Genomic DNA, 23,377 nt, shown 5'->3' with positions numbered 1-23,377 from the left:
CCGGCGCATCTTGGCATTTGCCGCGGTGCGGCTACCTTATATATGGGCCAATGATTGCGACCCCGGGAGTAGTTGGACATGCGGTTCTTGCGGCAAAGCCTGACTGGGCTGTTTCTGGCGTCCGTGATGCTGGCGCTGCTGATCTACGCCGGCCAGCTTGTGATGGGCGCGGTGCAAAGCCGCATGGCCGACGATCGCGGCCCGCAGCCGGCGCGCGAGCGGGTCTTTGCCGTCAACCTGCGCACCGCCCGGATGGAAACCGTCACCCCGGTATTGCCCGCCTTTGGCCAGATCGAAAGCCGCCGAACGCTCGAACTGCGCGCCGCCGTGGGCGGGCGGGTGATCTGGCTGGCCGAGGGGTTCGAGGATGGCGGCACCGTCGCCGCCGGGCAGGAGCTGGTGCGGATCGACCCGGCCGACGCGCAATCGACCCTGGACCGGGCCAAGAGCGACCTGCTGGATGCCGAGGCCGAGCAGCGCGACGCCGCCCGCGCCCTGGTTCTGGCGCGGGACGAGTTGTCGGCCGCCCGCGATCAGGAGGATCTGCGCGACCGCGCCTTTCAGCGTCAGAAAGACCTGCAGGACCGCGGCGTAGGCACTGCCTCCACCGTCGAGACCGCCGAGCTGGCGCTATCCGCGGCGCGGCAGGCGGTGTTGGCGCGGCGCCAGGCCGTGGCCCAGGCCGAGGCGCGCGTCGATCAGGCCGAGACCCGGACGGTGCGCACCCGGATCGCGCTGTCCGATGCCCAGCGGGCGCTGACCGACACCACCATCACCGCCGCCTTTGACGGTACACTGTCCAATGTCACCCTGGTCGAGGGGCGGCTTGTCTCGCCGAACGAGAAACTGGCCGAGCTGATCGACCCGGACGCGCTGGAAATCGCCTTTCGCGTCTCGACCGCGCAATATGCCCGGCTGCTGGACGGCGGGGGCGATCTGATCCCGGCTCCGGTGACCGCCACGCTGGATGTCAGCGGTGCCGCGCTGGTCGCCCGCGGCCGGATCAGCCGCGACAGCGCCGCGGCGGGCGAGGGTCAGACCGGGCGCATGCTCTATGCCCGGCTGGACAGCGCGCGGGGCTTCAAACCGGGCGATTTCGTCACCGTCGCGGTCGAGGAGCCGCCGCTCGAGCGGGTGGTGCGGCTGCCCGCCTCGGCGCTGGACGCGGCGGGCACCGTGCTGGTGCTGGGCGAAGAGGACCGGCTCGAGGCGCTGCCGGTCGAGCTGGTGCGGCGGCAGGGCGACGATGTGCTGTTGCGCGGCGCCGGCCTCGACGGGCGCGAGGTGGTGATCGGGCGCACACCGCTGTTGGGGACGGGCATCCGGGTCCGCCCGCTGCGCGAAGAGGCGCAGGCGGCGCCGTCCGAGGCCGCGATGCTGGAACTGAGCGACGAGCGCCGCGCGCGGCTGGTCGCCTTTGTCGAGGGCAACACGCGTATGCCCAGGGAAATGAAGGACCGTGTGCTGGCCCAGCTCGGCGGCCCGCAGGTGCCCGCGCAGCTGGTCGCGCGGATCGAATCCCGGATCGGGGGCTAGGCGATGGTGCGCGACCTTCCGCAGCAGGCGGGCGGCATCCTCAGCTATTTCACCCGCCACAAGACGGCGGCGAACCTGCTGCTGGCGGTGCTTCTGGTGCTGGGGTTGGCGGCGATCCCGAACATGCGCGCGCAGTTCTTTCCCGATGTGATTATCGACACTGTCACGGTGTCGGTGGAATGGGAGGGCGCCGGCCCGGAGGATGTCGACAGCGCCATCGTGCAGGTGCTGGAACCCGCCCTGCTGGTGGTCGACGGGGTCGAAAGCAGCGCCTCGGTCTCGCGCGAGGGGCGGGCCAGCATCACGCTGGATTTCGAGCCGGGCTGGGACATGGCGCGCGCCGCCGACGATGTGCAGACGGCGATCGATGCGGTGACCACCCTGCCGGAGGAGGCCGAGGAACCCTCGGTGCGCCGCGGCGTCTGGCGCGACCGGGTGACCGATGTGGTCATCACCGGTCCTGCGGCGCCGGAACAGCTGGCCCAGTTCACCGATGAGCTGGTCGCGCGGCTGTTCGAGGCCGGCGTGACCCGGACCACGATCCGCGGCGTCGCCGCCCCCGAGACGCTGGTCGAGGTGCCGACACGCAAGCTGATCGAACATGATGTGGCGATGGCCGATATCGCCGCCGCCATCGCCGCCGAGGTCACCGCCAGCCCGGCGGGCGATGTGACCGGAGCCAATGCCCGCGTGCGCACCGGCACCGAGAAACGCAGCCCGGAGGATCTGGCGCGGATCGTCCTGCGCTCGAACCCGGACGGCTCGAAACTGACCATCGGCGATCTGGCGACGATCCGGGTCGAGGGCGTCGACCGCAGCCGGGCCTATTTCGTCGGGGAAAATTCGGCGATGTCGATCCGGATCGACCGCTCCGACGCCGGCGATGCGATCCGGATCCAGCGCCAGGTCGAGGAGGTGGCGGCGCAGATGCAGCTGAGCCTGCCGCGGGGGGTGACGATCGATCTGATCCGCACCCGGGCCGAGGCGATATCCGACCGGTTGAACATCCTGGTGGACAACGGGCTGATGGGGCTGGTGCTGGTGCTGGTGCTGCTGTTCCTGTTTCTCAATGCCCGAACCGCCCTCTGGGTGGCGGCCGGCATCCCGGCCTCGATGCTCGCGGCCATCGCGCTGATGTATGCCTTTGGCATCACCATCAACATGATCAGCCTGTTCGGTCTGATCATCACGCTGGGCATCGTGGTCGACGATGCCATCGTGGTGGGCGAGCACGCCGATTTCCGAGCCCGCCGGCTGGGCGAACATCCGGTGACGGCCGCCGAGAATGCCGCGCGCCATATGGCGATGCCGGTGCTGGCCTCGACACTCACCACGGTGATCGCGTTTTTCGGGCTCGAGGCCATTGGCGGCCGCTTCGGCGACCTGATCAAGGATGTACCTTTCACCGTGATCGTGGTGCTGCTGGCCTCGCTGGTTGAATGTTTCCTGATCCTGCCCCACCACATGAGCCACGCGCTGGCCCATACCGCGCGCGAACACTGGTACGACCTGCCCAGCCGGGTGGTGAACCGGGGGTTCCGCTGGGTGCGCGACCATGTGTTCCGCCGGGTGATGGCCTGGGTGGTCTGGGCGCGCTATGTGGTGCTGGCGGGCGCCGTGGTGCTGCTGGCGGGGCAGGCGGCGCTGTTCATCCGGGGCGATGTGCAATGGCGGTTCTTCAACGCGCCGGAACGCGGCTCGGTCACTGGCAATTTCGCCATGGTCGAGGGCGCCACCCGCGCCGACACGCTGGCGATGATGCGCGAGTTGCAGCGCGCCACCGAGGATCTGGGCAAGCAATACGAAGAGCGCTACGGCCGCAATCCGCTGGATTTCGTCATGGCCGAGATCGGCGGAAACGCCGGTCGGGCGCTCGACGGGGCGGACACCAAGGATCCCGATCTGCTGGGCGGCATCAGCATCGAACTGATCGACGCCGACCTGCGTCCCTATTCCAGTTTCGCCTTCGTCGCTGAGTTGCAGGACAGCGTCCGCCGGCATCCGATGACCGAGATCGTCAGCTTCCGCGGCTGGCGCTCCGGGCCCGGCGGCGATGCGCTGGACGTACAGTTCTACGGCGCGAATGTACAAACCCTGAAGGCCGCCAGCCAGGATCTGCAGGCGGCCCTGCTGCGCTATCCCGAGGTCTCGGCGGTGGAGGACAACCTCGCCTACGACAAGGAGGAGCTGCTGCTGGATCTCACCGCGCAGGGGCAGGCGCTGGGCTTTACCATCGACACGCTGGGCCGTGCCCTGCGCCACCGGCTGAACGGGATCGAGGCCGCGACCTATCCCGACGGGCCGCGCAGCGCCGCGATCCGGGTCGAGCTGCCGGAGGGAGAGCTTTCGGCCGATTTCCTCGACCGGACCCGGATGCGCGCGCCGGGCGGGGCCTATGTGCCGCTGTCCGATATCGTCAGCGTCGCGCAGCGCACCGGGTTTTCCACGGTGCGGAGGGAAAACGGGTTGCGGCTGATCAGCGTGACCGGCGACATCTCGGAGGACGACCCGGCCCGCGCCGCCGACATCCAGGCGGCGCTCAAGGACGAGATCCTGCCGAAGATCGCCAGCGAGCGGCAGGTGGAATGGGCGCTGTCCGGGTTGAGCGAGCAGGAGAATGAATTTCTGTCCGACGCGCGCACCGGGCTGATCCTGTGCCTGACGGGGATCTATCTGGTCCTGGCCTGGGTGTTCGCCAGCTGGACAAGGCCGCTGGTGGTGATGGCGGTGATCCCCTTTGGCCTGATCGGCACGATCTGGGGCCACTACATCTGGGACGTGCCGATGAGCATGTTCACGGTGGTGGGCCTTCTGGGAATGACCGGGATCATCATCAACGACTCCATTGTCCTGGTCTCGACCATCGACGAATACGCGCGCGAGCGTGGGCTGATCCCCTCGATCATCGACGCCGCCGCCGACCGGCTGCGGCCGGTGCTGCTGACAACGCTGACCACGGTCCTGGGGCTGGCGCCGCTGCTCTACGAGCAATCGCAGCAGGCGCAGTTCCTGAAACCGACGGTGATCACGCTGGTCTACGGGCTGGGCTTTGGCATGGTGCTGGTGCTGATGGTGGTGCCGGCGCTGGTGGCGATGCAGCGTGACGTGTCGCGGCCGCTGACCGCGCTGCGCCGCGCGCTCTACAGTCCCAACCGCGCGATGAAGGGCGCGGTGCTGGCCACGGGCGCGCTGCTGCTGGGCTGGCTCGGGGCGACGATGGGCTGGGTTCTGGTGCAGGGCGTTCTGGCGCCGCCGCTGCTGGGGGCGCTGCCGGGGCTGGCGGGGGTGGAGGCGTTGCGCGCCGCCCTGGCCGTCTTCGTCGGCGGCGCGGTGGCGATCGTGCTGGCGGTCTATCTGATCTCGGCGCTGTTTTTTGCACGGCCGGCCGGGCGGGCCTGAGGCCGCCTCGAAATCCGGAATCGGCTTGACGGCTCCGGTCTCCTGGCTGGCGTTCGATCAGCAGAGAGAGACGCGCAAGGGCCGGACCCTTCGGGCTTGATGCTGCGCAGGCGCGCGTTCAGCGGGTGCCGCGCCGCCGCCTAGGGCGCCAAGGCACGGTTGCGCGCGAGCGCCAATTCCATCACCTCGTCCACCTGCGCGCTCATCGGCAGGCTGCCCGCGCGCACCACCTCGACCGGAAACCACGCCACGTCCTGGGCATCGTCATCGGCCCTCGGCGTGCCCACCGGATCGGCGCAGAGCACGGCGGCCAGCAGGTAATGCACGATCACCCGGCCCGCGTCGTCGCGGCGGATCACATCGATATTGGTCAGGTATTCCACCGCCCGTGCCGCCAGCCCGGTCTCCTCGCGCAACTCGCGCCGGGCAGCCTCGAGCGCGGTCTCGCCGGGCTCCACATGGCCGCCGGGGAAGCCCCAGAGCCCCTTGTCGGGCGATTTGCCGCGCTGCGCCAGCAGCACCCGGTCGCCGTCGACCAGAACCGCGATGGCGCCGAGGCGGGGCGTTGCCGTCATCGCCGCTCAGCCTGCGTCGCAGCCGCGGATGTCCACCGAATGCCGCGCGCCCAGCACGGTGATGCGGATACCGGAACGGTCGAGCGCAAAGGCGGCGCCGGTTTCGCTCATCAGATCGCTGGCCGCGATCAGGGTGTCGCCCTGGCGGTGGGTCCGGGTTTCGGCGGCCCAGATGCCGGGCGCCCCCGACTCGATCACCGCGATTTCCTCGCCGCCGGCGGAGGGCATGGTGATCCGCGCCTCGACCCTGAGGCCGCCCTTGACCGGCGACAGGCGGCAGGTGGCGGCGCGCACCCCGGCCTCGGCGGCCGAAAAGGGGCGCTGGGCAAGGGCGGCGGCGATGGCCGGGCTGCGGCGGGCCTGCGGGTCGAGTTCCTGATCGAAATCCAGAACGCCGGGGATGCAGACATCGCTGCACAGGCCAAGTTCGATCCGGCCGCGCAGGCGCACCGGCTGGCCATCGCTGGCCGGCGTCACCTCGACCGGCAGGACGAGCTGATGTTTGTAACCGATGGTGCGCAGGCCATTGGCGCTGAACACCTCAGGCGCGGGCCAGGTGATGTCGATGCCGCGCAGGTTGCGCGAGCCGTGCCAGTCGAAGCTGGGGGGAATGCCGGCGTCGCCTGGGGCGCGCCAATAGGTTTTCCAGCCGTCCGACAGCGTCAGCCGCAGGGCGGCCATATGGGTGCCGCGCGCGGTCGGCCCGCCATCCAGCACCTCGACCCGCACGAGATTGTCGAGCGCGCCGCCGGCATGGGCGGGGGCCGCAAGCGTCGTCAGCGCGACCAGAAGCGAGGCGAGTGTCCTGAGCATGAACCCTACATGGCGATTTTCCCTCCCAATGCCAAGTCACGACCCCGTCAGAGCGATCCATTTGCCGCAGGGGCGGCGGCGTGACCTTGCACCCGGGCGGCGCGGGGGCCATGTTGAAATCGAATGATATAAAAGCCGGAGCGCCGTAACATGGACCTGACCGGAAAACTTCTGATCGCAATGCCTGACATGGGCGATCCGCGTTTCGAGCATTCGGTCGTTTTCCTGTGCAGCCACGGCGGCGACGGCGCCATGGGTCTGATCGTCAACAAGCCGGCCTCGGATGTGCGGCTGGCAGATCTGCTCAGACAGCTGGAAATCAAACCGGACCGGCCCGAGCGCGGGCAGATGCCGGTGCATTTCGGCGGCCCGGTGGAAATCGCGCGCGGTTTCGTCCTGCATTCGGACGACTACGATGCCAATCTGCATTCGATGGAGGTGACGGATGCCTTTCGGATGACCGCGACGCTGGACATTCTGGAGGATATCGCCAACGGGCAGGGGCCGAAACGTGCGCTGCTGATGTTGGGCTATGCCGGCTGGGGGCCGGGGCAGCTCGAATCCGAAATTGCGATGAACGGCTGGCTGACCACGGATGCCGATCCCGATCTGGTCTTCGGCGAGCCGGACGGCGGCAAGTGGGAGGCGGCGTTGAAGACGCTGGGCGTCGATCCGCTGACGTTGTCGGCGCGCGCCGGTCGGGCCTGAGCCGCCGTTATTCGCGCGGTGCCGCAGCCCGCCGCAGCCGGTCGTTGATCGCCGCGCCCAGCCCATCGCCGGGGATCGGGGCGACGGCGATTGGTCTGCCGCGCGCATCGAGCCTGTGCAGGTGACCAAAGAGATTGGCCGCCGCCTCGGCCAGATCGCCGTTGGCCGAGAGGTTCAGATCGCAGTCCATCGGGCCGAAGCCAAGGAACAGCTCGTCCGGCCGGGGCGACCCGGCGTTCAACCGTACCCGCGCGGCGGGGGCATAGTGCGAAGCGAGCTGACCGGGCGCGCTGATTGCGCTGCCCGCCTCGGGCCGGACGAGGTCGGCGCCCAGAACCGCCTCGATCGCCTCTGCCGCCACGCCGCCGGGGCGCAGGAGCGCCGGCGCGCCCGCCAGCCCGACGATGGTGGATTCCAGCCCCACCGGGCAGGGGCCGTCGTCGATCACCGCGGCGATGCGGCCCGAGAGCCCGGCCAGAACATGCGCCGCCGTGGTCGGGCTGATCCGCCCCGAGAGGTTGGCCGAGGGCGCCGCCACCGGCCCGCCGAATTCGCGCAGCAGGGCGCGCGCCGTGGGATGGGCGGGCACCCGCACCGCCAGCGTTTGCAGCCCGGCGGTGACCAGATCGGAGATGCCGTGGCCGGGCCGCAGCGGCAGCACCAGTGTCAGCGGACCGGGCCAGAACGCCCCGGCCAGCTTCTCGGCCGTATCGCTCCACTCTACATATAACCGTGCGGTCTCTGCGTCGGCCACATGCACGATCAGCGGGTTGAAGCTGGGCCGCCCCTTGGCCTCGTAGATTGCGGCCACGGCGCGGCCGTTGCGCGCGTCGGCGCCCAGCCCGTATACTGTCTCGGTCGGGAAGGCGACCAGCTGCCCCTCGCCCAGAAGGGCGGCGGCGCGGGCCAGATCGGCGGCGCTGGCGGTCAGGTGCAGGGTCTCGGTCGGGGTCATGGCAATGACGCGGCGTTTTGGTTGCTTGTGGGCCGTATGCGGATAGGTATCAGTCGGATATCAAGCCATAGCCGTGCCACCGGCGGAAGCCAAGCCTGCCAGGTTCCGCCCCGCAGACAAGAGGACGTCCATGCCCTACCGCGCGCCCGTATCCGAGTATGAATTCCTGTTCCGCCACGTGGTGGGCTATGATCAGGTTTCTGCCACAAACCGGTTCTCCGAGGCCGACGGCGAGACCGTCAGCGCGATCCTGACCGAGGCCGGCAAGATGTGCGAGGAGGTCATGGCGCCGATGCAGCGCGACGGCGATCTGCACCCGGCACGGCTGGAGAACGGGGTTCTGCGCACATCGCCCGGTTTCGCGGACGGCTGGCGGGCGATCGCCGAGGGGGGCTGGATCGGCATGAGCGCGCCCGAGGACCACGGCGGCATGGGGCTGCCGATGACGCTGACCATCTCGGTGAACGAGATGATGAGCGCGGCGTGCCTTTCGCTGCAACTGGCCCCGCTGATGAGCCAGGGCCAGATCGAGGCGCTGGAGCATCACGCCTCCGACGCGCTCAAGGAGCTTTACCTGCCCAAGCTGATCAGCGGCGAATGGTCCGGCACCATGAACCTGACCGAACCGCAGGCGGGTTCGGACGTCGGCGCATTGTCGTCGAAGGCGGAGCCGAACGGCGACGGCACCTATGCGATCACCGGGCAGAAGATCTATATCTCCTGGGGCGACAATGATTTCACCGAGAACGTTTGCCACCTGGTGCTGGCGCGGCTGCCCGACGGGGTGCCGGGGACCAAGGGGATCAGCCTGTTCCTAGTGCCGAAATATATCCCTGACGACAACGGCAACCCGGGCAAGGCCAACGCCCTCAAGGTGGTGAGCCTGGAGCACAAGATGGGCCTGCACGGCTCGCCCACCTGCGTGATGCAGTACGACGGCGCCACCGGCTGGCTGGTCGGCGAGGAGCACGGCGGCATGGCGGCGATGTTCACCATGATGAACAACGCGCGCCTTGGCGTCGGCGGTCAGGGTGTCGGCGTGGCCGAGGGCGCTTATCAGCACGCGCTGGCCTATGCGCTGGAGCGCAAGCAGGGCCGGACGCCCGCCGGAACGCAAACCGGCACCATCGTGGATCATGCCGATGTGCGCCGGATGTTGATGGAAATGAAGGCGGATCTCTTCGCCTCGCGCGCGATCCTGCTGGCCTGCGCCGTGGCGATCGACATGCAGACCGCGACGGGCGAGGCGGACTGGGGCGCGCGCGCCGCGTTGCTGACCCCCATCGCCAAGGCCTTCGGCACCGATACCGGTATCCGCGTGGCCGAGACCGGCGTGCAGGTGCATGGCGGCATGGGTTTCATCGAGGAGACGGGGGCGGCGCAATACTATCGCGACGTGCGAGTCACCGCGATCTACGAGGGCACCAACGGCATTCAGGCGATGGATCTTGTCGCGCGCAAGATGATGGACGGCGGCGAGGCGGCCTGCCGGCTTCTGGAAGAGATCCAGAAACAGGCCGAGCGTGCCCGCTGCACCCTGCCCGAACTGGCCGAGCCGGTCTGGCAGGCGGCCGAGACCATGCGGGAGGCCACTGAATGGCTGGTGTCGCAGAGCGATATGAACAACCGCTTCGCCGGCGCGGTGCCCTATCTGCGGGCCTTCGCGCGGGTGCTGGGCGGGCATTTTCACCTGACCGCCGCCGTCGCCGACAAGGATGGGCCGCGCGCCGCGCTGGCGCGGTTCTATATCGAACGGCTGCTGCCCGAGCATAGCGCGCTTCTGGCCCATGCGCAGGCGGGGGCCGAAGGGCTCTATGCGCTGGGCATCGACGATCTGGCGCGGGGCTGAGCGGATGGATGGAGGCCCGAGTTTGACCCTGCGCTATCCCTGGGAAACCCCGCCGGAGCCGGGCGAAGCCGTCGGGGTGGCCGAGGGCGTTCTGTGGATGCGCCTGCCGCTGCCGATGAAGCTGGATCACGTCAATGTCTATGCGCTGGATGACGGCGACGGCTGGACGGTGATCGACACCGGCTTTGACACCGGCAAGTCGCGCGCGATCTGGGGCGATCTGCTGTCCGGTCCGCTGGCGGGCAAGCCGGTGCGGCGGGTCGTGGTCACCCATCACCACCCCGATCATATCGGGCTGGCCGGCTGGTTCCAGACCGAACACGGCGCCGAGTTGGTCACCACCCGCACCGCCTGGCTGTTCGCGCGGATGCTGACGCTGGACGTGCAGACGACCCTGCCGGAAGAAACCCGCGCCTATTACCGCGGCGCCGGGATGGACCCGGAGATCCTGGCCGAGCGGATTGCCGAGCGTCCGTTCAACTTTGCCGATATGGTGGCGCCGATGCCGCTGGGATTTACCCGCATCCAGCAGGGCGAGACGATCCGCATGGGCGGGCGCGAGTGGGACGTGCACATGGGCAACGGCCACGCGCCGGAACATGCCACTTTCTGGAGCCGCGACGACAATCTGGTGATCACCGGCGATCAGATCCTGTCCTCGATCAGCCCCAATATCGGCGTCTATGCGACCGAGCCGGAGGCCGACCCGCTGGCCGACTGGCTGGAAGCCTGCGAGCGGCTGAGCCTGCTGGCGCGGGCCGACCAGCTGGCGCTGGGCGGGCACAAGCTGCCCTTTGTCGGGCTGCCGCTGCGGATGCGGCAGCTGATCGACAACCACCACGGCGGCTTGCGCCGCCTGCTGGCGTATCTGGACGAGCCGAAACCCGCCTCGGCCTGTTTCCCGCCGCTGTTCAAGCGGACCATCGGCAAGGGGGAATACGGGCTGGCGCTGGTGGAGGCGGTGGCGCATGTCAATCACCTCTATCACACCGGAGAGGTGATCCGGACGCGGGGCGGGGACGGCGCCTGGCTCTATCAGCGCAGGGAGTGAGCGGAATGGATGGCAAGATCAGCACCGCCGCCGAGGCCGCCGAAGGCGATGCCATCCCCCACGTGCACGAGGTGCATGCCGATCCGAAATCCGAACCCTGCCTGGACGGGCTGCGCGCCGGTGCCACAAGGCCGGTCGCGGGCAAGAGCCCGGCGCGCTGGGCCTATGAGCGGATCATCCTTTATATCCGCAATTTCGAAGACCAGCTGGACAATTCGCATGAGGTCGCCATGGGGTTTACCGGCGGCGATGCGGGTGTGGTGCGGATCGAGGGAATTGGATATTTCGACCCCGATATCGTCACCTTCTACGGCAGCGATTCGACCGGCGCGCGCACCCAGCTGATCCAGCATGTAAGCCAGCTCAACGTGATGCTGCGCGCCCTGCCCAAGCCGCAGCCGGACAGACCGCCGGCGCGGATCGGCTTTCGCCTGGCGGTCGACCTGGATCAGGACTGATCCCGGACGGGTGCGGTGTGCAGAAAAGCCGCGGTCGCGCCCGAATGCCCGCATTGACCCCGTGACAGCGGGCGGCAAATTCAGTATCCAAAGCATCGACAAGATAACTTTCTGACAGGACGGACACAGATGGCTGAACATAAACACGGGGACATGGACATCTCGGTCCAGACCGAAACCTTCAACGGTTTTGTGAAATTCGTCACCTGGTCGGTGATCGTGCTGCTGGCGCTGCTGGTATTCATGGCGATCTTCACAACTTGATTCTGTTGTCGTCGGCTTGAACGAGGGCTGGTTTCCGTGTTGCGATTTTTTTGCCTGTGCGCGGTGCTTCTGGCGGTTGCCGGATGCGCCACCAAACAACCCTTTGCCGATGGCGAAACCATCGCGGCGGTCTCCTACCGCAATCCCGGGCCGCCGACGCTGGCCCTTTACACGATGGTCAGCAACCGTACCGGCAAGGGCGGGCATACCTCGCTGATGATCAACGCCTCGGAACGGGTGATTTTCGATCCGGCGGGCTCGTTCTATTCCGAAGTGGTGCCAGAGCGGAACGACGTGCTTTTCGGGATCACACCGGGGGTGGAACTGGCCTATCGCGGGGCGCATGCGCGCAGCACCTATCACGTGGTGATCCAGACAGTGGAGGTCACCGCGGAACAGGCCGAGATCGCCTATCGGCTGGCGCTGAGCAACGGCGCGGTGCCGGGGGTCTATTGCACCAACGCCACTTCGAGCCTGTTGAAGAAGGTGCCCGGCTTCGAGAAGATCGACATCACCTTCTATCCGACCCGGCTGCAGCAGCAGTTCGGCCGTATCCCCGGGGTGCGGACCGAGGAATATTTCGAGAATGACAGCCCCGATCTGGACAAGGGGCTGGCCGAGGGCAATGCGCGCCTGGTCGCGCTGCGCCAGCAGGAAGCCAGCGCCTCAGAGTAGGTAGAGCAGCCCGTAGAGCGTTGCGGCCCCGGCAAAGATCGCGGCCAGCACGTTCTTGGTGAGCGTTCCGACCCCGACCGTGACCAGCGCCGCCAGCAGCCGCGGCAGATCCAGCGCGCCGCCGGTTGCCTTGGGCCAGACCACCAGCGGGGTGACCAGCGCCGGCAGGATCGCCACGGCGGTATAACGCAGGTGTCGCAAAAGCCAGTCCGGCATCGGCCGGTCGCCGACCAGCCCGATGAAGACGAAGCGCAGCGCGAAACTGCCGACCGCCATGCCGGCAATCACGATCCACAGGGTGGCGCTGTCAAAGCCGTTGTGGTCCGGGGTCATGTCCACAGTCCCTTCTTGCGCAGAACCAGTTCGACGCGGGCGCCGGTGATCATGCCGGCCAGCCCGGCGACCATCAGCCCGAGGTTATAGGGCAGCCCGGCCGCCAGCAGCGCCACCACCACAGAGACCGTCGCGGCGACGACATGGGCAGAGGTGCGCAGCATCGGCGTGGCCATGGCCAGAAAGGCGATCGGCAGGGCGAAATCCAGCGCCCAGCTCTCGGGGATCTGCGCCCCCAGCAGCGCCCCCACCAGGGTGAAGGCATACCAGGCGGTGGTGACCGGGGTGACCGAGCCCATGAAATACCCCATGCGCTGCGGCACGGTCAGGTCCGGCTCGGTCTCGAACCGGACGATCGAGCAGGCATAGGACTGATCCACCGTCAGATAGGCCGCGAAAGCCCGCTGCCAGAGCGGTGCCTTGCCGAGAAAGGGGGTGAGCGAGGCCGAATACATCGCCATCCGCAGGTTCACCGCCAGCGCGGAGGCCAGAACGATGATCGTCGGCGCATGCTCCTGCATCAGCTGCAGCGCGGTCAGCTGCGCCGCCCCGGCGAACACCGTCGCGGTCATCACCATCGTTTCCGTCAGGTTCAGCCCGGCCTCGGTCGCCAGGACGCCGAAAAGCATGCCGAAGGGGCCGGCCACAAGAATGAACGGGGCGCCGTCGCGGAAGCCTTTCCAGTAGTAGGAACTGGCAGGGGAGAAAGCCATGGACTGTCCTTAACCTGTATATCGTCTGCCCTATACGCGAATGGGCACGGGTTCAATCGGGCGGGGGCCACAAGTTCGTGCAAGGCAGTCAAGGCGGCGTGGGTGGCATCTGCCGGGTGGCCGGGCGGCGCGGCGAAAGGCCCGGGCGGCAGCCTCCGGCGGGGGTATTTGCGGTGAAAGGAAGCGGGCACGCGGAGCTGCCCGCTCAGCCGGGATCGGCGGGCAGCGAGCGGTCGGCGCAATAGCGGGTCAGCGCAGCGATGGCGGCGCTGCCGGGGGCGGTGATCGCGGCATCGGTGCCGATCAGGGTGACCACCGCCTGCGCCTCGCCCTGCCAGTCGAGCACCGGGGCGGCGAGCGCCGAAAGCCCCAGCAGCAGATCGCCCGAGACGGTGGCGTAGCCCGCCGCGCGCACCTGCTCGACCGTGGTGCCGGGGTTCACCTGCGGCGCGGACTTGCGGTCGATCTTCACCCGGGCTGCGGTCAGCGGGCGCGGCAGAAAGGCGAGGAAGACATGGCCGGTGGCCGAACCCACCACCGGCAGGGTGGAGCCAAGCCCAAGCGTGGTGACCATGAAATTCGCCGCCCGTTCCCAGCGCACCACAGTGGGCCCGGAGTTACCCCAGACCGAGAGCAGCGCCGTCAGCCCGGTTTCGGCGCAGAGGTCGGGCAGGCCGTCGGCGGCGATGTTGATCGCGTCGTTGCGCGCCATCGCGGCCAGGCCGAGCCGGACCGCGGCGGGGCCGAGATCGTATTTTCCCGATTTTCCCGCCTGCCGCACCAGTCCGGCATGGGCGAAGGAGGCCAGATAACGATGCGCCTTGCTGACCGGCATGGCGCAGTCGCGGGCCAGATCGCTGAGCGCGGTGGGGCCGGGGCGTCCGGCCAGCGCCAGGAGCAGCCGCAGCGCCGAATCGAGCGACTGGATGCCGCCGCTCTGGGTTTGGTCCTGCCCCTTGTCCGCCTCGCTCATGCCTGCCCCGCGTCCGGCAGTCCGGCGTCCAGCAGCGCTCGCAGCGGCGCCATCTCGCCCGCGCGCAGCCGGCCGTCGCGCCTTACGAACATACCGCGCAATTCGGTCCCCTCGACCACCGCGCGTTCGCCGATACGGCCCAGATAGCCAAGGGTCAGCGTTTTGTGCCCCCAGTCCCGGATGGTCATTTCCAGAGTCATCAAATCCCCGTCCAGCGCGGGAGAGATGAAATTCGCCCGTGCATCCATCAGGCCGATTCCCTGTGCCTCCAACACCCGGCACAGCCGCCGGTGCCCGCCCGCCGTCTTTAGCAGATAGGTGTGAAAGCAGCGATCGAACCAGCGGAAGTAGTTGGGATAAAATACAATTCCGGCCGGATCGCAATGGCCGAAACTGATCTGGATCTCCATCGAGAAGTCGGGCTGGGACATGCAGATTTTTCCATTCTGTGATAGTTATTGCATAATAAGGAATTCCAACCTAAAAGAACAGGCAGTAAGCATGCTTCTTTTAGGGAGGGGGGTCATGGCGCATCTTTCCAAGGTCGATATTCTGGGCGGTGGTCCCGGTGGTCTCTATACCGCAATTCTGCTGCGGCGCACCTTTCCGGATTTGGATGTCCGGGTGACAGAGGCGGCGCCGCGCGGGGTGACCTGGGGCTTTGGCGTGGTGTTCTCCGACCGGGCGCTGGATTTCCTCAGGGCAGACGATGTCGAGACCCATGACCTGATCGCGCCGCGAATGGAGCGGTGGCAGAACATGACGCTGAACCACCCCGAAGGGCAGGTGGTGCTGGACGGCATCGGCTTTGCCGCCATCGGCCGGCTGGAGTTGTTGCAGATCCTGCAGGGCCGGGCCGAGGCGCTGGGGGTCGAGATGCGATACGGCCATACGGTGTCGGACCTCTCTGACCTCACGGGCGACGTGATCGTCGGGGCGGACGGACTCAATTCGCTGATCCGCGCCTCTGATCCCGTGGGGTTCGGCGAGACGATCAGCCATATGTCGAACCGCTTTGCCTGGTTCGGGGCCAAACGCCCGTTCGACACGCTGACCCAGACCTTCCGCCGGACGGCCAAGGGCGCGATGAACGCGCATCACTACCGCTATGCGTCGGATATGAGCACCTTTATCGTCGAGGCGGACGAGAACACGTTCTTTGCCCATGGCTTCGACCGGATGGACGAGGCAGAGACCGCGCGGGTCTGCGAGGAGGTATTCGCCGATGTGCTGGAAGGCGCGCCGCTGGTCGCCAACCGCTCGATCTGGCGGCAGTTTCCCAAGCTGTGGTGCGAGAACTGGGTGAGCGGCAACCGGGTGCTGCTGGGCGATGCGGTGCATACGGCGCATTTCTCGATCGGGTCGGGTACGCGGCTGGCGATGGAGGACGCAATTGCGTTGGTGCAGGCGCTGAAGGCAGAGGCGGACGTTCCGGCGGCGCTGGCGGCCTATCAGGTCAGCCGCCCGCCGATCGCCAAAAAGATCGTGACGGCGGCCAATACCTCCTGCGCCTGGTACGAGGACTTTGCCACCAAGATCGGCAAGCCGCCGCTGGATTTCGCGTTTGACTATGTGACCCGGTCGGGCCGGGTGGACATGGACCGGCTGCGGGCGCTGTCGCCGCAGTTCATGGCCGATTACGAGGCGCATCACGCGGCGCGCGCGGTGACCGATCCGGTGGGCAAGGACACGCCCGGCGCGCGTGAGATCGGCTTCGACAAGGCGCAACACACCAATTGCAGTGCGGTGCTCTGGGATAACCTGGAGCGCAACCCGGGGAAGCTGGCGCTGACCGGGCCGGCGGGGGATGTAAGCTATGCCCGGCTCTGCGCCCGGGCGGCGCGCTGGGGCAATGCGTTCAGGGCGCAGGGGCTGTCGCTGGGCGACCGGATCGCCATGTTCCTGGACGACACGCCGGAGTATCCGGCGGCCTTCTTCGGCGCGGTGCGGGCCGGGTTCGTGCCGGTGCTGCTGAACACGCTGACGCCGCCCGACCTGCTGAAGTTCTTTGTCGAGGACAGCGGCGCGCGGCTGGTGCTCTGCGAGGCCGATCTGGCGGCGACGGTGGCGGCCTCGGGGCTGGACGCGGGGGATTTGCCGGTGATCGCGGTGAACGGTGCGGCCGAAGGCGCCCGCGCGGCGGAGGATGTCCTGGCCGGGCAGCCGGAGGATCTCGCGGCGGCACCGACCGGGCCGGACGACATGGCGTTCTGGATGTACTCTTCCGGCTCGACGGGGCGGCCCAAGGGGATCGTGCATCTGCATCACGACATGGCCTATACGCAGGAGAGCTTTGGCGCGCAGGTGCTGAAGCTGCAGGATGACGACATCTGTTTTTCCGTGCCCAAGATGTTCTTTGCCTATGGCTTTGGCAATTCGGTGACCTTCCCGTTTTCGGTGGGGGCCACCACGCTGCTGATGCCGGGGCGGCCCGACCCGGGCAAGATCGCCGATCTGATCGAGACCTGGCGGCCGACCGTGTTCTTCGGCCTGCCCACGCTCTACACCGCGCTGTGCCGCTCGGAGGGGATCGGGAACCGCGATTTCTCCAGCCTGCGGCAGTGCATGTCGGCGGCCGAAATCCTGTCGGAGGACGTGTTCAGCCGCTGGAAGGCGCTGACCGGGATGCCGCCGATCGAGGGGTTGGGTTCGACCGAGATGCTGCATGTCTATCTGTCGAACAGCGCGGAGGAGCAGCGGCTGGGCGCGGCGGGCAAACCGGTGCCGGGCTATGAGGTGGAGCTGCGCGGTCCCGATGGCGCGCCGGTGGGCGATGGCGCGGACGGGGTGATGTATGTGCGCGGCCATTCCTCGGCTCCGTGCTACTGGAACCGGCCGGACAAGACGGCGGAGACGATGCAGGGCGACTGGATCTGCACCGGCGACCGCTTCGTGCGCGAGGATGGCTATTACTATTTCCAGGGGCGGGCCGACGATCTGGTCAAGGTGTCGGGGCAATGGGTCTGGCCGCTCGAGGTGGAACGCTGCCTGAACGAACACGAGGCGGTCCATGAAGCGGCTGTCGTTGCCCATGAAATGGCCGACCGGCGCATGACGCTGAGCGCGCTGGTGGCGCTGCGCGGCGGGGTGGAGGCCGAGGCCATGCAGCTGCAGGATCATGTGAAACATGCGCTCATGCCGCATAAATACCCGCGCCGGATCCTGTTCGTGCCCGAGCTGCCCAAGACCGGCACCGGCAAGATTGACCGAAAAGCCGTCGCCGATATGCTGGCTGCGGGAGGATAGGCGTTGATCGAACGCCCCGGAGCGGGCACATAAGGTTAACAAAACAAACGCGGCCAAGCTGCGTAAACATCTGGGAGGATACCATGAAGAAATTCCTGACTTTGACACTTGCCGCCGGGCTTATGTCCACGGCGGCCTGGGCCGAAACGGTCAAGATCGGCTTTGTCACCACCCTGACCACCGGGGCGGCGGTGATCGGCAAGGACATGCAGAATTCCGTCAATCTGGCGGTGGAGCATCTGGGCGGCAAGGCCGGCGATCTGGATCTCGAGGTGATCTTTGCCGATGACGGGTTCGCGCCCGAGACCGGCAAGCAGGCCACCGACAAGCTGGTGAAGCAGGACGACGTTGATTTCGTTGCCGGCTATATCTGGAGCCACGTGCTGCTGGCCTCGCGCAAATCGGTGCTTGATGCGGGCAAGTTCCTGATCTCGGCCAATGCTGGCCCCAGCCAGATTGCCGGAAAACTCTGCGATCAGGACTTTTTCTCGACCTCCTGGCAGAACGACCAGACGCCGATGGCGATGGGCGAGGTGCTGAACCGGCAGGGTGTGAAATCGCTTTACGTGATGGCACCGAACTATGCCGCGGGCAAGGATATGGTCGCCGGCGTCGAGCGCACCTTCAAGGGTGAGATCGTCGGCAAGGATCTGACCAAATGGGGCGCCGACGCGCAGCTCGATTTCTCGGCGGAACTGGCCAAGGCCAAGGCCAGCGGCGCGGACGGCATCTTTGTCTTCTATCCCGGAGCCGCGGGCGGTGCTTTCATCAAGCAGTACGACCAGGCCGGGTTGAAGGACACGCTGCCGCTTTACTCGGTGTTCACGGTGGACGCGCTGTCGCTGCCCAAACTGCAGGCGGCCAATCTGACCGGGGTGATGGGCTCGCGTACCACGCAGGAGTGGGATCCGTCGCTGGACAATGCCGCGAACAAGAAGTTCGTGACCGACTACAAGGCGAAATACGGCGCCTACCCGTCCTACTACGGGGCGCAGTCCTATGACGCCATCATGCTGATCGCCAGCGCGGTCGCCAAGGTCGGCAATACCACCGACAAGGACGCGCTGCGCGCCGCGCTGAAAGAGGCCGATTTCGAGTCGGTTCGCGGCAAGTTCAAGTTCGGCAGCAACAACTTCCCGATCGAGAATTTCTATCTGCGCGAAGTGGTGACCGATGCCGACGGCACCTGGACCACCAAGGTGGTCGAGACGGTCTTTGAGGATCACATCGACAGCTATGCCGCCGAATGCAAGATGTGAGCTGAGCTCCTGACACGGACCGGGCCGGACGGCACGCCGTCCGGCCCCCACAAGACATGGGGCGCCTGACTTGGACCTTTCTCTGCTGATCATTCAGGCCCTGAACGGGGTGCAGCTTGGGCTGCTTCTGTTCCTGGTGGCCTCGGGGCTGACGCTGGTGTTCGGGATTCTCGATTTCGTGAACCTCGCCCACGGCTCGCTTTATATGCTGGGGGCGTTCCTCTGCGCCTCGCTGACTTTTGTTTTCGGAAATTTCGTGCTGGCGGTGCTGGTGGCGCTGCCGCTGACCGGGGTGATCGGGTTCCTGGTCGAACGGTTCGTGGCCCGTCCGCTTTACGCCCGCGATCACCTCGATCACGTGCTGGGGACCTTCGGTCTGATCCTGGTGCTGGACACGCTGGCGCATCTGATCTGGGGGCCGGCGGGGATCGCCGTGCCGCTGCCCGAATGGCTTCAGGGACAGGTCGCACTGAGCGAGACGCTGGTGATCCCGAGCTTTCGGCTGGTGATCATCGGCGCCGGGCTCTCTGCCGCCGCCGGCCTGTTCTGGCTGGTGAACTACACCCGGCTGGGCATGCTGATCCGCGCCGGCGCCTCGAACCGCACCATGGTGTCGGCGCTGGGCATCGACATCCAGACCCTGTTCGCACTGGTCTTTGCCTTGGGCGCGATGCTGGCGGGCCTCGCCGGGATGCTGATCGCGCCGATCACCGAGGCCTCGATCGGCATGGGCAACAACATCATCATCACCGCCTTTGTCGTCATCATCGTCGGCGGTATCGGGTCGATGAAGGGGGCCTTCATCGGCGCGCTGCTGATCGGGCTGATCGACACGCTGGGCCGGTCGTTCCTGGATGACCTGTTCAAGGTGTTCATGTCCTCGGATGCCGCCGAAACCTCGGCGCCCGCGGTGTCGGCCATGCTGATCTATATCATCATGGCGCTTGTTCTCTCCCTGCGCCCGCAGGGACTTTTTCCGCCAAGGACGCGCTGATGACCTCGATGACACGTCGCGGCTGGATGACGGTCGCAGTCATGGCCCTGTTGGCCATTCTGCCGCCGGTTTTCTACCTGACCGGCAATCCCTTTTACCTCGATCTGGCCACGCGGCTGTCGATCCTCGGCATCGCGGCGGTCAGCCTGAACCTGATCCTGGGCTATGGCGGGCTGGTGTCCTTTGGCCATGCCGCATTCGTGGGCCTCGGGGCCTATGCGGTAGGAATCCCGGCGCATCACTGGCTTTACGGCGGCATGGATTTTCTGGCCACCACCAGCGGTCTTGTGCAGATCCCGTTGGCGGTGGCGGTCTGCGCGCTGTTCGCGCTGGTGACGGGGGCGGTCTGCCTGCGCACCAAGGGCGTCTATTTCATCATGATCACCATGGCCTTCGCGCAGATGATCTATTACCTCATCGTCTCGATCGAGGAATACGGCGGCGACGACGGGCTGGTGATCGACACCCGCTCCGAGCTGCCGTTCGTGAACCTCGACAATCCGCTGCAACTGTTCGGCTTCTCCTATGTCGCGCTGCTGGTGGCGATGGGTCTGGTGCGAATGATCACGCGGTCCCGCTTTGGCATGGTGCTCAAGGGCGCCAAGGGCAATGAGGAGCGGATGGTGACGCTGGGCTTCAATGTTTATGCCTACCGGCTGACGGCCTATGTGATCTCTGGCGCGATGTGCGGATTCGCCGGGGCGCTGCTGGGCAATTTCACCACCTTTATTTCCCCCGAGATGATGGACTGGTCGCGCTCGGGCGAGCTGATGTTCATGGTGATCCTCGGCGGCGCCGCCACCACGCTGGGTCCGATCCTGGGCTCGATCGCGTTCATCGTGGTGGAGGAGATCCTTTCCTCCTTCACCATCTACTGGCACCTGCCCTTTGGGCTGATGCTGATGGCGGTCGTGCTCTATGCGCGCGGCGGTCTGGTGGGGCTGCTGCGCGGCCGCGGGGAGGATGCAGAATGAGCGCAGTTCTGGAAATCTCCGGCCTGAACAAGAGCTTTGGCGGCATCAAGGCCACCGACGATCTGAACCTGAGCGTCGAGACCGGGGAACTGCACGCGGTGATCGGCCCCAACGGCGCAGGCAAGACGACGCTGATCAGCCAGCTCACCGGCATGCAGAAGCCCGACAGCGGGCGCATCCGGTTCAAGGGGCGCGACATCACCGGGATGGCGCCCTATGCCCGCGCGCATCTGGGCATCGCACGGTCGTTCCAGATCACCTCCTTGATCCTGGAAATGAGCGTTTTGGACAATATCGCGCTGGCGCTGCAGGCGCGCGAGGGGCATTCGTTCCGCTTCATCCGCCCGGCGCATTCGCTGACCCATCTGCGGTCGGAGGCGCTGGCACTGCTGGACCGGGTCGGGCTGGCCGACAAGGCGGAGCAGCCCACCGTGGCGCTGAGCCATGGCGAGCATCGGCACATGGAGATCGCCATCGCGCTGGGGGCGCAGGCCGAACTGATGCTGCTGGACGAGCCGATGGCGGGGCTTGGCATCGAGGAAAGCGCCCAGATGGTCGAGCTGCTGCGCGACATCAAGGGTAAACATTCGATCCTGCTGATCGAACATGACATGGACGCGGTCTTTGCGCTGGCCGACCGCATCTCGGTGCTGGTCTACGGCCATATCATCGCCACCGGCACTCCGGACGAGATCCGCGGCAACGAGGCGGTGCAGCACGCCTATCTGGGCGAGGAATAACCGATGCTGGTACTGGACAACCTGACCACCCACTACGGCTCCAGCCAGGCGCTGTTCGGCGTCAGCCTGCGGCTGGAGGCGGGGCAGGTGGCGACGCTCCTGGGCCGCAACGGCATGGGCAAGACCACCACGATCAACTCCATCATGGGGATCGTCAAGGCCAGCGGCGGCTCGATCAAATTCGACGGGCAGGAGCTGGTCGGACGACCCAGCTTCAAGACCGCCAATCTCGGGCTGGGGCTGGTGCCCGAGGGCCGGCAGATCTTTCCCAACCTGACGATGATGGAGAACCTGGTGGCGACCGCCAGCAACCATTTGGGCGTCGCCGATCCCTGGACGGTGGAAAAGGTGTTCGGCCTGTTTCCGGAGCTGGAGACGCGAACCTCCTCGATGGGCAACCTGCTGTCGGGCGGCGAGCAGCAGATGCTGGCCATCGGGCGCGCGCTGATGACCAATCCGAAACTGCTGATCCTCGACGAGGCGACCGAGGGGCTGGCGCCGCTGGTCCGGCAGAAGATCTGGCACGCGCTGAGCGAGATCGCGGGCGAGGGGATGTCGATCCTTGTGGTGGACAAGAACCTCAAGGACCTGCTGCGCATCGCCGACCGCCATTTCATCATCCAGCGCGGACGGGTGGAATGGGAAGGCAGCAGCGAGGAACTGGAAGGCAACGACGAGGTGCGGCAGAAATACCTCGGGTTCTGAGGTACTGCACGCGGAGGAGGGGGCCGTCTGCCCCCTCGCGGCCCGGGGCTTGTGCCGGGGCTCCGCCCGTTCGGCGCTGAAAAAGGTCCTCAGGACCTTTTTCCGGGCGCGCCTCACCCCCTAGGATATTTTCGGCCAGAAGAAGACGGGGGTGTATCGGGCTCGCCCATGGCGGATGGTGTGGAGATTGCGCAAAGCGCTGCCCCGCCCGAATAGCGCCGAAGGCGCCGGGCGAGCGCCTGCCCGGTCCGGCGGGCTGGCGCTTTCGCAGCGTGGCGCGCCGTTCGCATCTAGGATGTATTGGGCTGGGATAATACGCGCGGCTCACCTGTTGCGGGCGCCATCCCCCGGTCAGGCGCCCGACCGGCTCTCAGCGCCCCCTGAACACCGGTTTGCGCTTTTCGCGGAAGGCCATGACGCCCTCGGCGAAATCGGCGCTTTGGCTCAGCGCGGTTTGCTCCATGCCCTCGGCGGCGATGGCGTCGCCGTAGGAGAGCCCATCCATCCGCCGTATCAGCCGTTTGGCGGCGGCGGCGGCCAGCGGGGCGCCGGCGACGATGCGGGCGGCCATGCCCCGCGTGGCCGCGTCGAGCGCATCGGCGGGGTGCAGCTCGTTGACGAGGCCCAGCTCCAGCGCCTCGGTTGCCGGGATCTTGCCGCCTTCGAGGATCGCCTGCAGCGCCCGGCGCGGGCCCATGGCGCGCTCCAGCAGCCAGACGTTGCCGCCGTCGGGGATCAGGCCGATGGCGGCGAAGGCCATGTAGAGCGTGGCGTCTTCGGCCATCGACACCAGATCGCAGTTCATCGCCAGTGCCGCGCCGATCCCGGCGGCGGAGCCGTGCACCTGGGCGATCCAGATCTTCGACGAGGCGGCGATGCCGGTCAGGATCGGGCGGTATTCGGTCTCGATCTGCTGGTGCACCGGCGGGTTGAGCCCCTCGGTCAGATCGGCCCCGGCGCAAAAGCCGCGGCCCTCGCCGCGGAGGATCACCACGCGGACGCCTGCGTCCACCTCCAGCTCGGAGACGGCGCGGCGGAGGTCTGCGCGCAGTGCGCCGTTAAGGGCATTGAAGGCGGCGGGGCGGTCCATGGTGACGGTGGCGATCATGCCGTCGCGGGTGATGGTTACGGGCGTGTCGGACATGGTCTGTCCCTCC

At 67.0% G+C, this 23,377-nt stretch carries 22 protein-coding genes; 14 read left to right on the top strand and 8 right to left on the bottom strand.

Translation table 11 applies throughout. From position 1 onward, the window contains the following. Nucleotides 1–78 precede the first annotated feature (78 nt). On the top strand, nucleotides 79–1,536 hold the full coding sequence (locus E1832_RS15910) for an efflux RND transporter periplasmic adaptor subunit (protein ID WP_133360761.1): 1,458 nt from the start codon (nucleotides 79–81) through the stop codon (nucleotides 1,534–1,536). Nucleotides 1,537–1,539: 3 nt separating this feature from the next. Next, entirely contained in the window at nucleotides 1,540–4,935 is a 3,396-nt protein-coding gene (locus E1832_RS15905) for an efflux RND transporter permease subunit (protein WP_133360760.1), read from the top strand. 140 nt (nucleotides 4,936–5,075) lie between these two features. On the opposite strand, the gene E1832_RS15900 is transcribed toward E1832_RS15905, so the two are convergent. After that, nucleotides 5,076–5,510 carry an NUDIX hydrolase gene (locus E1832_RS15900; protein ID WP_133360759.1) on the bottom strand — a complete coding sequence of 145 codons (435 nt, stop codon included), beginning with the start codon at nucleotides 5,508–5,510 and terminating at the stop codon, nucleotides 5,076–5,078. Between the two features lie 6 nt (nucleotides 5,511–5,516). After that, nucleotides 5,517–6,323 (bottom strand): protein-disulfide reductase DsbD domain-containing protein, encoded by an 807-nt coding sequence (locus E1832_RS15895; protein WP_133360758.1) that lies wholly within the window; start codon nucleotides 6,321–6,323, stop codon nucleotides 5,517–5,519. Between the two features lie 150 nt (nucleotides 6,324–6,473). Between E1832_RS15895 and E1832_RS15890 the strand changes: the two genes are divergently transcribed. Beyond that, complete coding sequence (locus E1832_RS15890; protein ID WP_133360757.1) at nucleotides 6,474–7,031, top strand: YqgE/AlgH family protein; 558 nt, start codon at nucleotides 6,474–6,476, stop codon at nucleotides 7,029–7,031. A gap of 7 nt (nucleotides 7,032–7,038) precedes the next feature. Here E1832_RS15890 and E1832_RS15885 read toward each other — a convergent pair whose 3' ends face one another. Next, the gene (locus tag E1832_RS15885) at nucleotides 7,039–7,986 is read right to left on the bottom strand and encodes an L-threonylcarbamoyladenylate synthase (protein WP_133360756.1); all 948 of its coding nucleotides are present in this window, start codon (nucleotides 7,984–7,986) and stop codon (nucleotides 7,039–7,041) included. Between the two features lie 130 nt (nucleotides 7,987–8,116). Between E1832_RS15885 and E1832_RS15880 the strand changes: the two genes are divergently transcribed. The 5 genes from E1832_RS15880 (at nucleotide 8,117) to E1832_RS15860 (ending at nucleotide 12,283) form a co-directional block, all read left to right on the top strand. Beyond that, the gene (locus tag E1832_RS15880) at nucleotides 8,117–9,835 is read left to right on the top strand and encodes an acyl-CoA dehydrogenase family protein (protein ID WP_133360755.1); all 1,719 of its coding nucleotides are present in this window, start codon (nucleotides 8,117–8,119) and stop codon (nucleotides 9,833–9,835) included. Nucleotides 9,836–9,839: 4 nt separating this feature from the next. Continuing rightward, nucleotides 9,840–10,886 (top strand): MBL fold metallo-hydrolase, encoded by a 1,047-nt coding sequence (locus E1832_RS15875; RefSeq protein WP_133360754.1) that lies wholly within the window; start codon nucleotides 9,840–9,842, stop codon nucleotides 10,884–10,886. A 5-nt stretch (nucleotides 10,887–10,891) separates the two neighbouring features. Then, on the top strand, nucleotides 10,892–11,344 hold the full coding sequence (locus E1832_RS15870; RefSeq protein ID WP_133360753.1) for a DUF6173 family protein: 453 nt from the start codon (nucleotides 10,892–10,894) through the stop codon (nucleotides 11,342–11,344). Between the two features lie 129 nt (nucleotides 11,345–11,473). Further along, nucleotides 11,474–11,608, top strand: a complete 135-nt coding sequence (locus tag E1832_RS15865) for an aa3-type cytochrome c oxidase subunit IV (protein WP_133360752.1) — start codon at nucleotides 11,474–11,476, stop codon at nucleotides 11,606–11,608. Nucleotides 11,609–11,644: 36 nt separating this feature from the next. Beyond that, nucleotides 11,645–12,283 (top strand): hypothetical protein, encoded by a 639-nt coding sequence (locus tag E1832_RS15860; RefSeq protein WP_133360751.1) that lies wholly within the window; start codon nucleotides 11,645–11,647, stop codon nucleotides 12,281–12,283. Here the strand turns inward: E1832_RS15860 and E1832_RS15855 are convergent. From E1832_RS15855 to E1832_RS15840, 4 genes are all read right to left on the bottom strand, one after another. Beyond that, nucleotides 12,275–12,616: an AzlD domain-containing protein gene (locus E1832_RS15855; RefSeq protein WP_133360750.1), complete on the bottom strand. Its 342-nt coding sequence runs from the start codon at nucleotides 12,614–12,616 to the stop codon at nucleotides 12,275–12,277. The genes E1832_RS15860 and E1832_RS15855 overlap by 9 nt on opposite strands. Next, complete coding sequence (locus tag E1832_RS15850; RefSeq protein ID WP_133360749.1) at nucleotides 12,613–13,329, bottom strand: AzlC family ABC transporter permease; 717 nt, start codon at nucleotides 13,327–13,329, stop codon at nucleotides 12,613–12,615. The genes E1832_RS15855 and E1832_RS15850 overlap by 4 nt, the downstream gene beginning before the upstream one ends. Before the next feature lie 205 nt (nucleotides 13,330–13,534). Then, the gene (locus E1832_RS15845; RefSeq protein WP_133360748.1) at nucleotides 13,535–14,302 is read right to left on the bottom strand and encodes an IclR family transcriptional regulator; all 768 of its coding nucleotides are present in this window, start codon (nucleotides 14,300–14,302) and stop codon (nucleotides 13,535–13,537) included. Continuing rightward, on the bottom strand, nucleotides 14,299–14,733 hold the full coding sequence (locus E1832_RS15840; protein WP_133360747.1) for an acyl-CoA thioesterase: 435 nt from the start codon (nucleotides 14,731–14,733) through the stop codon (nucleotides 14,299–14,301). Before E1832_RS15840 ends, E1832_RS15845 begins: the two co-directional genes overlap by 4 nt. Nucleotides 14,734–14,827: 94 nt before the next feature. Between E1832_RS15840 and E1832_RS23135 the strand changes: the two genes are divergently transcribed. The 6 genes from E1832_RS23135 to E1832_RS15810 all read left to right on the top strand — a co-directional run bounded on the left by E1832_RS23135 (nucleotide 14,828) and on the right by E1832_RS15810 (nucleotide 22,220). After that, the gene (locus tag E1832_RS23135; RefSeq protein WP_133360746.1) at nucleotides 14,828–17,548 is read left to right on the top strand and encodes a benzoate-CoA ligase family protein; all 2,721 of its coding nucleotides are present in this window, start codon (nucleotides 14,828–14,830) and stop codon (nucleotides 17,546–17,548) included. A gap of 83 nt (nucleotides 17,549–17,631) precedes the next feature. Continuing rightward, entirely contained in the window at nucleotides 17,632–18,807 is a 1,176-nt protein-coding gene (locus E1832_RS15830) for an ABC transporter substrate-binding protein (protein WP_133360745.1), read from the top strand. Nucleotides 18,808–18,877: 70 nt separating this feature from the next. Next, nucleotides 18,878–19,801, top strand: coding sequence for a branched-chain amino acid ABC transporter permease (locus E1832_RS15825; protein WP_133360744.1), 924 nt, complete (start codon nucleotides 18,878–18,880; stop codon nucleotides 19,799–19,801). Next, nucleotides 19,801–20,775 (top strand): branched-chain amino acid ABC transporter permease, encoded by a 975-nt coding sequence (locus E1832_RS15820; protein WP_245514011.1) that lies wholly within the window; start codon nucleotides 19,801–19,803, stop codon nucleotides 20,773–20,775. Before E1832_RS15825 ends, E1832_RS15820 begins: the two co-directional genes overlap by 1 nt. Continuing rightward, the gene (locus tag E1832_RS15815) at nucleotides 20,772–21,515 is read left to right on the top strand and encodes an ABC transporter ATP-binding protein (RefSeq protein WP_133360743.1); all 744 of its coding nucleotides are present in this window, start codon (nucleotides 20,772–20,774) and stop codon (nucleotides 21,513–21,515) included. Before E1832_RS15820 ends, E1832_RS15815 begins: the two co-directional genes overlap by 4 nt. Before the next feature lie 3 nt (nucleotides 21,516–21,518). Then, entirely contained in the window at nucleotides 21,519–22,220 is a 702-nt protein-coding gene (locus tag E1832_RS15810) for an ABC transporter ATP-binding protein (protein WP_133360742.1), read from the top strand. Between the two features lie 370 nt (nucleotides 22,221–22,590). Here E1832_RS15810 and E1832_RS15805 read toward each other — a convergent pair whose 3' ends face one another. Next, on the bottom strand, nucleotides 22,591–23,364 hold the full coding sequence (locus E1832_RS15805) for an enoyl-CoA hydratase/isomerase family protein (protein ID WP_133360741.1): 774 nt from the start codon (nucleotides 23,362–23,364) through the stop codon (nucleotides 22,591–22,593). Nucleotides 23,365–23,377: the final 13 nt, after the last annotated feature.

Origin of the sequence: Antarcticimicrobium luteum, assembly GCF_004358185.1 — a bacterium.
In the GTDB taxonomy this organism is placed as follows: domain Bacteria; phylum Pseudomonadota; class Alphaproteobacteria; order Rhodobacterales; family Rhodobacteraceae; genus Antarcticimicrobium; species Antarcticimicrobium luteum.
This window is presented reverse-complemented; position numbering and strand designations above follow the sequence as displayed.

Excerpts from the sequence above, each read along its gene's own strand:
- E1832_RS15910 (WP_133360761.1), top strand. The coding sequence starts at position 79 with ATGCGGTTCTTGCGGCAAAGCCTGACTGGGCTGTTTCTGGCGTCCGTG.
- E1832_RS15905 (WP_133360760.1), top strand. The coding sequence starts at position 1,540 with ATGGTGCGCGACCTTCCGCAGCAGGCGGGCGGCATCCTCAGCTATTTC.
- E1832_RS15900 (WP_133360759.1), bottom strand. The coding sequence starts at position 5,510 with ATGACGGCAACGCCCCGCCTCGGCGCCATCGCGGTTCTGGTCGACGGC.
- E1832_RS15895 (WP_133360758.1), bottom strand. The coding sequence starts at position 6,323 with ATGCTCAGGACACTCGCCTCGCTTCTGGTCGCGCTGACGACGCTTGCG.
- E1832_RS15890 (WP_133360757.1), top strand. The coding sequence starts at position 6,474 with ATGGACCTGACCGGAAAACTTCTGATCGCAATGCCTGACATGGGCGAT.
- E1832_RS15885 (WP_133360756.1), bottom strand. The coding sequence starts at position 7,986 with ATGACCCCGACCGAGACCCTGCACCTGACCGCCAGCGCCGCCGATCTG.
- E1832_RS15880 (WP_133360755.1), top strand. The coding sequence starts at position 8,117 with ATGCCCTACCGCGCGCCCGTATCCGAGTATGAATTCCTGTTCCGCCAC.
- E1832_RS15875 (WP_133360754.1), top strand. The coding sequence starts at position 9,840 with ATGGATGGAGGCCCGAGTTTGACCCTGCGCTATCCCTGGGAAACCCCG.
- E1832_RS15870 (WP_133360753.1), top strand. The coding sequence starts at position 10,892 with ATGGATGGCAAGATCAGCACCGCCGCCGAGGCCGCCGAAGGCGATGCC.
- E1832_RS15865 (WP_133360752.1), top strand. The coding sequence starts at position 11,474 with ATGGCTGAACATAAACACGGGGACATGGACATCTCGGTCCAGACCGAA.
- E1832_RS15855 (WP_133360750.1), bottom strand. The coding sequence starts at position 12,616 with ATGACCCCGGACCACAACGGCTTTGACAGCGCCACCCTGTGGATCGTG.
- E1832_RS15850 (WP_133360749.1), bottom strand. The coding sequence starts at position 13,329 with ATGGCTTTCTCCCCTGCCAGTTCCTACTACTGGAAAGGCTTCCGCGAC.
- E1832_RS15845 (WP_133360748.1), bottom strand. The coding sequence starts at position 14,302 with ATGAGCGAGGCGGACAAGGGGCAGGACCAAACCCAGAGCGGCGGCATC.
- E1832_RS15840 (WP_133360747.1), bottom strand. The coding sequence starts at position 14,733 with ATGTCCCAGCCCGACTTCTCGATGGAGATCCAGATCAGTTTCGGCCAT.
- E1832_RS23135 (WP_133360746.1), top strand. The coding sequence starts at position 14,828 with ATGGCGCATCTTTCCAAGGTCGATATTCTGGGCGGTGGTCCCGGTGGT.
- E1832_RS15830 (WP_133360745.1), top strand. The coding sequence starts at position 17,632 with ATGAAGAAATTCCTGACTTTGACACTTGCCGCCGGGCTTATGTCCACG.
- E1832_RS15820 (WP_245514011.1), top strand. The coding sequence starts at position 19,801 with ATGACCTCGATGACACGTCGCGGCTGGATGACGGTCGCAGTCATGGCC.
- E1832_RS15815 (WP_133360743.1), top strand. The coding sequence starts at position 20,772 with ATGAGCGCAGTTCTGGAAATCTCCGGCCTGAACAAGAGCTTTGGCGGC.
- E1832_RS15810 (WP_133360742.1), top strand. The coding sequence starts at position 21,519 with ATGCTGGTACTGGACAACCTGACCACCCACTACGGCTCCAGCCAGGCG.
- E1832_RS15805 (WP_133360741.1), bottom strand. The coding sequence starts at position 23,364 with ATGTCCGACACGCCCGTAACCATCACCCGCGACGGCATGATCGCCACC.